Genomic DNA, 12,644 nt, shown 5'->3' with positions numbered 1-12,644 from the left:
TTGTGCCTTGTCTACCCGTTCGTTGTAACCTGTCTGGCGGCAGGTTGCCCGAGCGGCCAATGGGAGCGGACTGTAAATCCGTCGGCTTACGCCTACACAGGTTCGAATCCTGTACCTGCCACCAAGGATCAGTCGTCATTTTGGCGCTCCGCGCCGTGAAATGGGTCACCATCGCCGCAATTCGGGCAGCTCTGGCGCCGCGCCGGCGTTGTTAGCGGCAATAACCCCAACTCCCTCGGGAGGCAGACATGCGGCACATCACCCTCGGCGCACACCGCGACATCCACGACGCGGAGGCCGTCGCGTTCTGGATCTTCGCCGGCATCATCATGGTGATCGCCTTCGGGGAGGCCTTGGCGGTCTTGGCCGTCGTCTTCGCAATCCTGGCCGCGACCTCGTGGATCTACCACCGGGTTGAGCGCCGGTTGGGGCGACACGACGCGGCGCTGGCCCCGGTCGCCCGTCTTCGGCCGGAGTCGATCGCCCAACGCGACCTGAAAACGACTTCGGCGGGCCCGACGTGGCGTGGCCCGCGCGCCGCATAACGGTCCGACGATTCCGAAATTCCGACTGTTCAGCTTTCCATAAGCTGCTTTTTCCCTGGCATTCTCTATTCTTCTTAGGCCCGGTTCGGACCGACGGCGTCATCAACGCCAAGAAGAAAGGAAGCGCATCAGAATGCCCTCACCTCGTTGGCTGGCCATGCTCACCATTCCCGTCATGGCCGGCGCCGCCTTGGTTTCGAGCGCCGCGATTGCGACGGCCGATCCCGCCGATGACGTATTCCTTGCCCAACTGCACGCCGCCGGCTTCACCTGGCCGCCGGATCACGACGAGGCCCTGACCGCCACGGGGCGCCTCATCTGCGACGACATCATGTCGGGTTGGACGTATGACCAGATCGCCCAGAACATCCACGCCACCTTGGACCCGAGAAACGTTACGTTCGGAGACGTCCACTCCATGGTGAGCTTGGCGCATTCGTCCTATTGCCCCACCTTCCAGTGCTGGGGCACTCACTGCTGAGCGGGCGGCGTTTTACCGACTTCCCTCAACGGTCGTGAGCCGTCTCCGCGCCGGGAGTGGAGAAAAGCGATTTGGGCGCGACCTCCCGCACGGCGGTGGTATCGAGGCGGTCTATTGCGCTTTGAAATGCCGTACCCGCCGCGGTGACTCCGGACGGGGGCTGCGGAGCGGGTAGTCGCGCCGGCGCACGCGGGGGCAGGGCGGCTTCGGTCCCGAAATAGTTGCCCGGCGCATGCAGCACCTCCGGTTCGGTTGGCGTGTGGCCGAAGGTCCCCCCGCGGTCGAAGCCCGGGCCTGAGATTTGGCTCACGGTATAGGTGGTCGGCGGTAAGTCGACCAGCGATGGGATGGTCTGGCCGGGCGTTGTGCCGGTGAGCTGGGTGCCGCCCGCGTTGCTGGGCGGCAAGTTCAGCACCAGTGGTGGCGGCGGGGTGGCGTCGGATCCCCGGCTCGCACCGCTCCGCGGGGCGTTGCCGCTTCCCGGGCCGTTGCCGCCCCCCGGGCCGTTGCCGAGCGGACCGGTCCCACCGTCGTTGCCGCGGCGGTGGTCCGTCGCACCGGTCGACGGCTGCGGTGCCTGCGGCCCGGTGCCCGCCATCTGCTCGAGGTACTGCCGCCACGCCTGGAGATAGCCGAACAGCTGTTGGGCGTAACCGGCCGGCGCAGGCGGCGTCGGTGGCGCGGACGCGGTGGACGGGGGCGCGGGCGGCGTGGGCGGCATGAACTGACCTCCCGGCGCCATGAACGGCGGCGGGGGCATCGCGGCCATCCACTGGTCCAGAAGCTGTCGCAACGTCTGCAAATAGGCGAGCAACTGCTGGTTGTAATCCATTGCGGGCGTGAACATTACCTACCTCCAGCGGGTGGGGGGACAAGTGAGTTGAGGGCGCCGAGTGCAAGCGCGGCCGGGGCGTCCAGGGGATGGGGCAGCGACTGCTCACAAAATTTCGAGTCCAACATACGCAGTAAACGGGTGTCGGCCGGCTCGCGGTTTTCGATGTCGAACACGTAGCAGTAGTCACCGGCCGGCGTCGGCATACGAATCGGGCTCGACAGCCCCTGGTCGAGGAAGCCGAAAGGAAACTCCCAGTCCAGCGTGGTCTTCTGCCGGCGGTCGAGGCCGCCTGATGCCACCCAGATGTAATGGTCGAGGATGGCGTTGACGGCGTGCCGGGCCGACTCGCACGCGGCCTCCATCGACGTCATCCGGGTGAACGTCTTATTCCAGGTGCCGGCGAAGACCACGGAATTGTTATGCACCTGGTAGCCGCCGTGGCGGGCTTGCCAGACGTTCCGCAGCTCGAGGTCTTCGAGCCACCAATCCTCGGGTGGTGCGCTACTCCAGGACGTCCCGTGCGGGTTCCACGGGTCGCTGCTGGGCCTGTTGGTCCAGTCCCCGACGACGGGAACGAGGTAGGGCGTTTCGTTTTGCACCATGCGGCCCTGGCCCTGGCCGGGTCCGGCGGCCATCTTGAGGCCGCGATCGAGCGCGTACCACGCGGGCCACGGCATGGTTTCCGCCGCAAGGGATTCGTCGTTGCCCGTGAGGGCGGCGACGATCTGCCGCCACACTTCCGCGGCGATTTCATCAGGACTGCAGTCGCGGGCGGCCTTGCCCAGGTGCCGGGAGGGATTATTGAAATCCCCGACGTCGACGGAGAGCACCGCGACGTGCCCGTCGCGGTCCAGAATCGGTTGCTTCTCCCAGAATCCATGCTGATTGATCGAAGACAGCGCCCAGTCGGTGCCGGCGTAGAGCATGTGTCCTCGGAGGAGCTGGAATTCCGTGTCGAAGTAGTACTGGATGCCGCACAGCGTTTGGAACCGATCCCAGGGCACCCGTCCGAGCTCATCCATGTCGTAGGGATTCCGTCGCTGCTGGCTACGGGTCGAGATGGGTTGCAGCGGACCGTCAGGTGGGGGAGCAAGCGTAGTGAATCCGTCGAGCCTGCCCACGGTGCCGCCGGTGCCCGCCGCGCGCAGCGGGGAGGTGATGTATTCGGCTGCGGGGGCGTCGACGGCGACGACGGTGTAATCCGGAGTCACGCGCGTACTGTCGGCGAACGTGATCTGCACCCGGGGTCGGAGATGGGGCGGCTGGCTCGGGTCGAAGGGCAAAGGATCGAGGCGACTCGCCGCACCGCGCACGAAATGTACACCAAGCGCGACGAGGTGGTGGTACCAGTTGTCGAACCACGCCTCGGTGGTGGGACCGTTGAGCACGCCGTCGGCCTTGTCGTCGTGGCGGTCCATGTTGAGGTACAGCTGAAGATAAGTGGTGATGTTGGTCCGTGCGTCCCCCCAACGCGAGTCGAAAGCGGCCAGGACCCGCGGCATCTTGCGCAGGAGCGCGTCGAAATCCGGCGAATAGGAGAATTGCCTGCTCCCGGTCGCGCTGTCGTACCCGACGAAGAAGTCGTAGGCGGACAGGTTCTCCAATTCCCTAGCGCGTCGCAAGGGGCTGGTCACGAGGTAGCGGAGCACCCGGCTTTGGAAGGTTGCGAGATCCCCGGCGGTGAAGCCCAATCCGGCTATCTGACTGAGGATGCCGAGAAACTCGGCAGGACTGCGGGGGAGTTCGCGGGGAAAGACGAGTGAGGGCTTGCCGGCAACCGTCATGCCCTGGGTGATCACCCGCCGGACGTTGTCGTAAACGGTGCGAGAAGTTGGTGTCCAGCCGGCCTTCCCGTTGTGTTGGTAGACCGGGATGCGCTGGAACATGTCCCAGGTATGTAAGTAGTACGCCGGAAAGAAGCGGAAGCCATGTTCGCCCGCAACCGCTCGTCCGGGGGCGAGTGGCCGGCCGCGACGGCCGGGGAAGGGGCGCAGCTCTGCTTGGCTTCCGCCCTCCGCGCCCACCGTCGAATACTGAGACGCGGCGAGGCCGCCGAGCTTCACCGGCGGGTAGGTGCCGGCCGGCTCGGGTCCCAAGCCGTTGCGCTCGTCCTGCCGCGCCTCGTACACCGTGACCGCGAAACCGCGTTCCACCAGTTCCTGCGCGGCGGTGAGGCCCGCGATGCCCGCCCCGAGGACGGCCACGGTGGGACGTCGTGCGCAGGATGCCGGCGCGCAGATCTGCTCGCTCATGCGCCCTCCCGCAGTGCGGACAGCAGCCCGGGCTGCGTGGACGCCCGGACTGTGGCGTGCACGTACGCCATCAGCGAGTCATGCGCACGCTGGACGTCATCGAGGGACCCTTGAACCGAAACCGTGCCCGCCTCCACGGCCTCGTCAAGCCCCACCCTGGCATCGAGGAGATCGAGAATGCCGGTTCGCGAGGTGACGATCCGGACGGAGGGGGTCTGCGCCGCACCGTCGGACACCTGGAGTCGCTCACCGCCGCGCAGCGAAAACACCTCGCCGTCGACGTCGAGTTGGGCCACCATCGGCCCGATCTCGGCGACCAGTAATCGGTAACTTTCGGGCACCTCGTCCTCCAGGTGCTCGACCGAACGCCGCAATAGCGACGAAACCCGTTCAGCCATGAAGGAACTCGAATACACCGGTGCCGACGAAGTCGAAGTCCTCGCCATTCACCGTGCCGCTCGCCCGGACGGCACCGTCGGCTTCACAGAGCACGGTCGATCGGTCGAGGCGTACCTCGCTCGGTTGGGCCAGACGGGCATAAGAACGCGAGCGGAACTCGGCGTGCACCTTGTCGCCCGCTCGCGTCGCGGTGATCTCGATCCGCTCGGGCACCCCCGGTACCTCGCCGCCCAGCAGCAGCCGCATCGGGGGCGGCAAGGTGCAGTCGGCCGCGCGGTCGAGCAGGCCGTGCGTGCGCGCCTGCACTGCCGCATGCCGGAATATCGCGGCGGGCTCATCGTGGTGCCACACGTAGAGCGATCGGGACAGAGAGCGCAGTCGCCTCCGGTCGGTAATGTGCACGGATACCATCGACCACGGGTCCCCTGGTCTGGTCGGCAAAATGGTGCCCCACGTCCAACCAAAGTCGTCGCCCCACCGGAACCGGCCCCAGTTGTGGTCGTGATAGGCCAGGTCGTTATCCACCCGGTGCTCTCGGTCGCCGATGCGTAGCCATCCGTCGGCACGCAGCCTCGGTACGAACAGCCAACTGACGCGGCCTGCACCCGCCGGTTCGTTGCGGACCACGAATGGCCGGCTTGCCGAGGTGAAGTGCAATTCGCCCCGAATGCCGTTGTCGGGCAGGTCGATTGCTACGCGATAGCCGTCGGGCGTGATGGTCATCCGGTTGCCGCCGATGGTCAGTTCGCCCAGATCGGCCGAGACGTTCAGAGCGCGCCCGTCGAACCGCTCGATGGCACCGGTCCAGTTCTCGTCGTGAGCGATCACGATGACGCGTGGCGCAAGCCGGACTTCGTCCCCTGCAAGCACTTCATTGTTGAGGCTGAAGTTGATCAAGAGCCGCACGCCAAGCCCCTGCACCACGAAGTGCTGCCACTCCTTGAAACCCGCGGGCCGGGCGGTGGCCAGCACCGGGGCGCGGAAGAAGTCGCTGCGGGCGAGGAGCGCGCTCATCGGAGCCACCGCGTGGTCGGGCCCGCGGGCGGCGCGGCAGTCGAATTCTGCTGGGCAACGGTCGAACCGGCGAATCGCTCGATCGCGGCACCGAGGCTGGCAAACCCGAGCAGGAGATGCACGAAGTCGTCTGCGTCGCGGGGGTGCGCAGCCCGGTCCTCGCTGTCTGCGGCCAGGCCGCGCACGACCCGGGCGACGCCGGTAAGGCCAACCAGATAGCCGATGAAATCGCTCTGGTCTGCGAGCGCTTCGCGAGGATCGGTGAGCGTCATGCGAACCCCTCGGGGCGTAGGCGATCCAGAATGGAATCGTCGAGGCCGCGACCGATGACGGCGTCGGCCATTAGATCCGCCCAGGCATCGGGGACGGCGTCGGGCCCGGCCGGACCGCCGAGAACGTTGAGGCTCACCATCTCCCAGACGCGGCGGAGGTTCTCCACCGCTTCCGAGGCCGCCAACGCGTCGCGCAGCCGCGCCCCGCGGGGTGTGTCTGCGTAGCGGCGGCCCTCGGCGACGAGTAAATCGTGCAGCCGTCGGGCGGCCGCGGGATTGCCGAGGACCGCACGGCGCGCCCCAAGGAGCAGGTCGAACACCGTGCGCTCCATCTCGCCGGCCTCGTCCGGCGGGGGCGGCTGCAACCGCGGGGCCTGTTGTTCGACGAGGTCGAGAGTGAGCTCGCGGATCCGCTCGAGCTCGGCCAGCATCCCGAGCAGGCTTTCGGGGTTCATCGGGTCCGCCCGTGTACATAGTCCACGAGGGCGGCCAGCGCGTCGCGGTGCCGGCTGCACGGCAGCCAGTCGAGCCCGGCAAGCACGATGGCCGCCTCGCGGGCCTGCTGCGCTGCGATCTCCCGCGCGTGCTTCAGCGAGCCGACACGGTGCATCAATTCGTAGAGCCATCGAATGTCGTTGAGCGTCTTGGATTCCGAGGGGTGGTGTCCCTTTAGCCGAGCCTCGATCTCGGCCCTACCGGGTTGGGACAACTGACCGTGGGCGGTAAGCCGGTCCAGCAGCTGGGTCAGCCCTAACTCGCCGTCCGTGCTCGGGCGGCGCTTGGCGAGAAGCTGCACGGCGCGATCGCGGTCCGTCGGATCGGCACTCCGCAAGGTGTGCAACAGCATCAGGGTTCGCTTGCCCTCCCAGAGGTCGCCACCGATCTCCTTGCCGTACTCCTCGGGGTCTGCCCGCAAGTTCAGCAGGTCGTCGGTGATCTGGAAGGCCGCTCCCAGGTGCCGGCCGAGCGCCTCCAATGGCGCCAACCGTTCGGGTCCGGCGCCGGCCGCGATCGCGCCGGCCTGCAGGGGTGTGATGAACGAGTACCAGCTGGTCTTGAGTTCCACCATCTTGAGGTAGTCGGCATCACCGAGCCACCAGGTGTTGGACCGGACCCACTCGAGCTCCAGCGCCTGGCCGTCGACGGTCAGGCGGGTCATCTTGGCGACGGCGCGCAGGATCCGCAGGGCGGGCCCGAGCCCGACGCGCTCGACGTTGTCCAGCAGCGGCTGTAGCGAGAGCGACAGCATGGCGTCGCCGACGTTGACGGCGATCGGTACGCCGTGGTCGATGTGCAGCGTGGGTTTGCCGCGCCGCCACCAGGATTCGTCTTCGATGTCGTCGTGGATGAGGAACGCGTTGTGGTAGAGCTCGAGTGTCGCGGCAGTCGGCAGTATCGCCTCAAGATGGCCGCCGAGACCGAGGCAGGTGGCGATGCTCAGCGCCGGCCGAAGCGCCTTCCCGCCGCGCATCGGGTAGTCGAGGATCAGGTCGTAGAGGCCGTTGGACCCGCGCGCATCCGCGCCGTACAGCCGGTCTATCTCGCCGTCGCAGGCGTCTTTGCACAGGGCGAGGTAGTCGTCGAGCGGGTTACAGGCTATCGGGTTCGTACCGCCGTCGCGCGACTCACTCTTTGAGGGCGACGAGGCCTGTAGCATCGGTGATCCTTGTCGCGTAACGGATCCGGGGGGAGAGCTGGATCCCGCCCGAGCTGGTTTCTCCGTCGACCTCCAGGCTGGGGAGGACACTGCATGCTAGGTCTACCGGCTCCTCACCGGGTGATGCCTCCGGCGCCGCGCCTTGAGCGATCCGCCGGCGACGGCCGATGAGGACCATCCGGGCCTTCTTCTGCGTGCTACCGCCGTCGATATCGAATCGGTAGAGCGAGTTGATGTTTGCCGCAGCGAGCGTCTGCTGAAGGATGTTGTAATAGCCGTTGGCTAACTGGTTGAGGTACAAGAGCCCCACTGTGTTGGTGATCAGACAGGACGGCGCCCGGTACCCGGTGTTTTCGACGAGCACCCGGGAGTTGATCAGCGCCTTTTGCAGGTCTTGGGGGTTAGTACCGGCGCTGGCCGGGATGGGGACGAGATTTGGGGCTGTCGGGGCCTTATAGCAGGCATTGAGGACATCGGTGTCAAAGTTGTTGGCCAGGGTCTCGGTCGCTGCCATCACTCCGGTTAGCAACGCATCGGGGGTCGGCGCAATCGCCTCCGCGACGGTCAGCAGGGCCGTGGGCGGCGGAGGCGGAGACGGAGGCGGTGCGAGGGATAGAAAGCCTGCCGACGCACCCATCAGGCCATTGGCGACATTGATCTGACCGGGGTCGCCGGTGTCCCAATGCGGAATGGCCTGCCAGGCAATGCTGCACTGCCCGAATGTCTCGCGAAGGGCCTGGTTGGCTAGGGCCAAGTGCTCAGCGCTGAAGTACACCATGGGTGTGACCCTCCTGTGTCGAGCAAATCATGGCAGACAACACCGGTAATCGAACAGCACTTTTATGCGGTTTTTTAAAGTCGAGTAGTGCGTTACTTATTCAGCAGGGCTATTTCCTGGCCGGGGGACATCTCACCGCGCGCCATTGCGTCGCAGTGCGCTATATGCAACGGTGCAACGGGGTCCTCGGGCAGCAAGTCGCGGCATCGTTCGAAGGCGGTCCGCGCTCCGTCGACATCGCCCGCGTCGAACAGCGCGAAGGCCTCGTCGTACGCGGGCTGCGCCGCGCGCTTCGCGGCGCGAAGTTCAGCCGAATCCTCGTCGTAGACCTCATAAATCGTCACCGGTCGCCGGCGGTTGACCACCATCACGCGTTCCATGCGACGGACGTCGAACTGCTCCGAATGGGCGAGGCGCTTATACGTGCGATCGGAGATGAGCAAAGCGGAGCCGTAGCGCTTGTTGGTGCTTTCGACGCGGGCGGCCAGGTTCACCGCATCGCCAATAATGGTGAGCACCATGCGGTTCACGCCGCCGACGAGCCCGACTCCCACCGCGCCGGTGTTGATGCCGATGCCCGCCCGTAGCTCCTCGGAGCCGAGCGCCCTGCGCTCCCGGTTATGCTCGGTCAAGGAGCGCAGCATTCCCAACCCTGCCCGGACCGCATCGGCCTCCGAGTCGAAGACGGCGACGATCTCGTCGCCGCGCACGTCTTGGATCATGCCGTTGTAGCTGACGATCGGGAGCTCGACGGCTCGCAGAAAGCCCATCGCCAAGTTGCTCGCCTCGGTGACGTTCATGTCCTCGAGCATGGTGGTGTAGCCGCGGATATCGCTGATGAGCACGGTCATCTCGCGTTCGACGCGGTAGCCGCTGCGGACGCGGCGGAGGTCGTCGATGTCGAGGATGCGCAGCAGTTCGTTCGGCACGAATCTCGATTGCACGTCCATGAGGGACTGTCGATATTCGTCGGCGGCCCGCAGTCGCTCCTCGAGCTGGAAGCTCCACAGGGGCGCGGCCGCCTGGGCGCATAGGAACGCGACGGCATCCTCGTGGTCGGCGCCGAAGTTGCCGTCCGGCTCGTCCCGCTCGGCGTAAATCACGCCGATTGCTGTGTCGTGCAACGTGATCGGAACGACTAGCAGCGTCGGAGTCGCTGCCCGACGGTCGGCGGCGGCGATGACCGGGGAGCCGCCGTCGATGGCGCGGCGCACGATGTCCCTGTCATAGGCCACCTCGGTCCATGGCCCGTCCACGATCGATATGTCGCCGTGATCGTGGATGGCCCGGACGGCCAGGTTCTCCGTGTCGCCGGTGAGGAACAGGACGCGGCCCGCACCGGTCGTGTCGGCGACGGAGCCCAAAATGATGTTGGCCAGGGCATCCGAGGTCCGCGCCCCCGACAGCGCGCGCAGAAGTTGGTGGGCGCCGACCGGGTCGATCCCTGCCGAACCTTTCGTAAGATCGCGCCTCAGCAGCCAGGGGTGCTCGCGCGCGAGCCAGTCGGTACGTACCGCGAAACCCAAAGTCAGCCAGCGCTGGTACGCCGACCGCAGCATGTGTTCCCGGAGCCGCGCCCGCCCGGTGTCGCCATACAGGGCCGCGGCCTCCTCGTGGGCGTACGCGGTGATCATCGGCAGCTGGCTTTGCTCGGCGAGTTCGATCGCCTCGTGCAGGTAGCGTTCCGCTTTGGCCTGCTGCCCGCGCGCTCGCGCCCATGCCCCCTGGAGCAGCGCGTGCGACGCCGCGTAATTCTCCGGCGCGTCGGCGGCCCACTTGCGATGCGATGCGAGAGTCTGGCGCACGAACCGGACGGTCGAGCGGTCTCGCGGCGCCTGTCGGATCATGCTAAGAGCGCCGATCAGGTAGATGAGTTGTGAGACCGCGGTGCCGGCCATGCCGCCGATGTGCTCGATTGCCTCCGGCGTGGCGGCGACCGTGCCCGCATAGTCGCCGCACCAGAAGTGCAGGCCTTGCTTCATGGTCGCGGCCGCGCCCAGGGCTACCTCGTCGCCCTCGCTGCGGGCCGCCGGCAGGACTTCTCGCTCGTCGTAGCCGCTCTCGCCGGCGAGGAGGAAGGGATCGGCGCTGCGGCCCATCAGATTAAGGCAAAGCTGCTGCATTGCCTGGCAAAGGGCGCCGGGAACCGGCTGGGAACGGATGTGGGGGATCAGGGAGCTGGCGAGGGCGTCGATCTCAGGGAGCGGACGGCCGGCCCAGAATGACTGGGAAAGCAGGACCGCGACCAGAAGCCCGGCGTTTTCCTGGTCGCCTTGGTCGAGTGCCTCCTCGACGGCGTCGCGAAGCTCGCCCAGGCCGTTGCGCAGCGGGTGGCGCCAGTGGTGGATGTAGTCCAGGTGCATGAACACCGTCTGTGGCCGGGCCTCGCGGAATTCCGGGCGCTCCGCAAGCAGCATGGCCACCTCGCCGAAGCGCTGGCCGCCCTCATGGTCACCGAGCAGGACCAGGACGATCCCGTAACCGGCGATGACCAGCGGCGAGGACGGTGTGTGGCCGTGGGCCAGCGTGAGATCGAGCTGCTTTCGCACGAGCAAGGGCAAGAGGTTGGGCCGGACTCGGACCGCCATATTGCATAGCTCGGCAAGAATCCGGTGCAGTGCGATGACGCGCTGGTCATCGCACTGCGGCAGCGCAAGCAGCCGCTCGTTGTTCCAGCGGCGCATTGTCAGCCGCATCCGGACGAGCGCTTTTGCCATTCGAGGCTTGCCCGCGTCCGCCGGCAGCGGTTCACCCAGTTCGTCGAGCGCCCGCAGCCCGATCTCGAGCGCCTCCTGCAGACGGTTTTCCGCGACCCGCCCCTTGACTCGGAGGTACGCGAGCCGGGCATGATCGGATGGCTCGTGGGGCACCTGCTCGGCCTCGTCGAGCAGCGCATGTAGCGCCGCCACGTCACCGACCAGCAGCGCGGCTTCCGCGGCGTCGAGCTGAAGCTCGCGGGTCATGGCACCGTGAGTGGACCAACGCTGGGGGCCGAGCAGATCCAAAGCGTTCCGGCAATACTCGAGCGCCAACGGGAAAGAGGCCTGCGCCTTCGCCTTTCGCGCGGCGCGCCGCAGCACCTCGACGAACCGGACGCGCTCGGCGTCGTCGGCGAGCCCCCGTCCGCCGATGCCGACGTGGCGCGCGGCGTCAAATAACCGTTCGTCCCCCTGGTCGATTAGCCGCCGTCCGATCCGCAGGTGTGCCTCGCGTTTGGCGTCCTCGGACAAGCCGTCCCGGGCCACCTCAACCACCCGGTCGTGGCTGAAGCGGTAGCGGGCGTCGCGACTGATCGCGTTCGTGATCCGCCTGCCGCTGCTGTCAATGGCCTCGAGCAGACGAAGCTCAAGGCAGGCCCAGAGCGCCTGGGCCACCACGTCGGGCGGCTGCGCGGCCGCCGCCGTGGCGTCGTCGAGGTCGAACTCGCCGCCCATGCACGACAGCGAGCGCAGCACCGCGCGATCGCTCGGGCGCAGCTGCTCGAGATAGCGGCCGAGGAACTCGGCGGCCGTGGCGGTGACCTCCATCGACGCCAGGACCCGCAGGTCCCAACTGGGACGCCCGCCGGCGCCGACCGGGGTGAGCGCCCCTTCGCGTTGCGCGCGGTACAGCAGCTGACGAACCTGGAGGGGATTGCCCCCGGTCCGATGCTGGAATTCGGCGGCCACGTCGCCCAGCTCCACACCCTGACCGGCTACCGCGGCGAGGAGCTCCTCGACATCGTCCAGGGATAGCGGTTTGAGTTCGATGCTGCGCGGGCTCGCGGCGGTGAAACCCGCTGAGCCCGCGTCGAATTCACCCGCCCGATGAGCGCCCAGTACCAAGACGTTGCGGAGCGACACCGTCAAGATTTCCGACATCAGCAGCAGCGTGTCGCGATCGGCCCATTGCAGGTCGTCGATCGCCAGCACCACGGGCCGATAGGTCGCGGTATCGGACAGCAGCCGGACGACGGCGCGGTGCAGGCGCCGGCGAGAATCCGCCGCATCGAGTTCTTGCACCTGCGAGGACGTGCCGAGCAGTCGAGCCAGGTCGGGCACGAGCTCCCCGAGGATGCCGGCGATCGAAGACATCCCGCCGACGATGTCGGCGCGCCACTGGTCACGTTCGGCCGGCCCGGTGGCCTCCATGGTGCGGACGAGCGAGCCGAGCGCATCTCCCACCGCCGAGTAGGGCGCGGGCGCGCCGTCGCGGCACCGTCCGAAGGCAAACACGCAGTCGCGCGCGGACACCTCGGCGCCGAAGGCCTGGACGAGCGTCGACTTGCCAACTCCCGGCACCCCGCTGAGCAGGACACACCCGCCGCCGGTGCGTCCCGCGGTGTCCACCGCGGCGCGGAGTTCAGTGAGTTCCGGCTGTCGGTCGACCATGCGGCCGTCGATGTCGAGCACCGGTGCGGTCACGTGGAGCT

11 protein-coding genes and 1 tRNA gene are annotated in these 12,644 nt (G+C 67.1%); 3 read left to right on the top strand and 9 right to left on the bottom strand.

Translation table 11 applies throughout. The features are described 5' to 3' along the window. Window positions 1-38 precede the first annotated feature (38 nt). The 3 genes from MTAB308_RS12330 to MTAB308_RS12320 all read left to right on the top strand — a co-directional run bounded on the left by MTAB308_RS12330 (window position 39) and on the right by MTAB308_RS12320 (window position 1,026). Window positions 39-124 (top strand) — tRNA-Tyr (locus MTAB308_RS12330). 124 nt (window positions 125-248) lie between these two features. Continuing rightward, window positions 249-545 carry a hypothetical protein gene (locus tag MTAB308_RS12325; protein ID WP_077099670.1) on the top strand — a complete coding sequence of 99 codons (297 nt, stop codon included), beginning with the start codon at window positions 249-251 and terminating at the stop codon, window positions 543-545. Window positions 546-678: 133 nt separating this feature from the next. Then, window positions 679-1,026, top strand: coding sequence for a DUF732 domain-containing protein (locus MTAB308_RS12320; RefSeq protein WP_077099669.1), 348 nt, complete (start codon window positions 679-681; stop codon window positions 1,024-1,026). Window positions 1,027-1,051: 25 nt separating this feature from the next. Here MTAB308_RS12320 and MTAB308_RS29785 read toward each other — a convergent pair whose 3' ends face one another. The 9 genes from MTAB308_RS29785 to MTAB308_RS12280 all read right to left on the bottom strand — a co-directional run bounded on the left by MTAB308_RS29785 (window position 1,052) and on the right by MTAB308_RS12280 (window position 12,624). Further along, on the bottom strand, window positions 1,052-1,873 hold the full coding sequence (locus tag MTAB308_RS29785; RefSeq protein WP_245831381.1) for a hypothetical protein: 822 nt from the start codon (window positions 1,871-1,873) through the stop codon (window positions 1,052-1,054). After that, window positions 1,873-4,113 carry an NAD(P)-binding protein gene (locus MTAB308_RS12315; protein WP_245831380.1) on the bottom strand — a complete coding sequence of 747 codons (2,241 nt, stop codon included), beginning with the start codon at window positions 4,111-4,113 and terminating at the stop codon, window positions 1,873-1,875. Before MTAB308_RS12315 ends, MTAB308_RS29785 begins: the two co-directional genes overlap by 1 nt. Beyond that, window positions 4,110-4,511 carry an SCP-2 sterol transfer family protein gene (locus MTAB308_RS12310; RefSeq protein WP_077099668.1) on the bottom strand — a complete coding sequence of 134 codons (402 nt, stop codon included), beginning with the start codon at window positions 4,509-4,511 and terminating at the stop codon, window positions 4,110-4,112. Before MTAB308_RS12310 ends, MTAB308_RS12315 begins: the two co-directional genes overlap by 4 nt. Next, window positions 4,504-5,526, bottom strand: a complete 1,023-nt coding sequence (locus tag MTAB308_RS12305; RefSeq protein ID WP_077100155.1) for a hypothetical protein — start codon at window positions 5,524-5,526, stop codon at window positions 4,504-4,506. The genes MTAB308_RS12310 and MTAB308_RS12305 overlap by 8 nt, the downstream gene beginning before the upstream one ends. Beyond that, entirely contained in the window at window positions 5,523-5,798 is a 276-nt protein-coding gene (locus MTAB308_RS12300; protein WP_077099667.1) for a hypothetical protein, read from the bottom strand. Before MTAB308_RS12300 ends, MTAB308_RS12305 begins: the two co-directional genes overlap by 4 nt. Then, entirely contained in the window at window positions 5,795-6,253 is a 459-nt protein-coding gene (locus MTAB308_RS12295; protein ID WP_077099666.1) for a hypothetical protein, read from the bottom strand. The genes MTAB308_RS12300 and MTAB308_RS12295 overlap by 4 nt, the downstream gene beginning before the upstream one ends. Continuing rightward, entirely contained in the window at window positions 6,250-7,455 is a 1,206-nt protein-coding gene (locus tag MTAB308_RS12290) for a polyprenyl synthetase family protein (RefSeq protein ID WP_077099665.1), read from the bottom strand. The genes MTAB308_RS12295 and MTAB308_RS12290 overlap by 4 nt, the downstream gene beginning before the upstream one ends. Further along, complete coding sequence (locus tag MTAB308_RS12285; protein ID WP_245831379.1) at window positions 7,424-8,233, bottom strand: hypothetical protein; 810 nt, start codon at window positions 8,231-8,233, stop codon at window positions 7,424-7,426. Before MTAB308_RS12285 ends, MTAB308_RS12290 begins: the two co-directional genes overlap by 32 nt. A gap of 92 nt (window positions 8,234-8,325) precedes the next feature. After that, window positions 8,326-12,624, bottom strand: coding sequence for an AAA family ATPase (locus tag MTAB308_RS12280; protein ID WP_173842154.1), 4,299 nt, complete (start codon window positions 12,622-12,624; stop codon window positions 8,326-8,328). Window positions 12,625-12,644 lie beyond the last annotated feature (20 nt).

The organism is Mycobacterium terramassiliense (assembly GCF_900157385.1).
GTDB classification, from domain to species: domain Bacteria; phylum Actinomycetota; class Actinomycetes; order Mycobacteriales; family Mycobacteriaceae; genus Mycobacterium; species Mycobacterium terramassiliense.
Note: the sequence above shows the minus strand (reverse complement) of the source record. Positions and strands in the feature narration are given on the sequence as shown.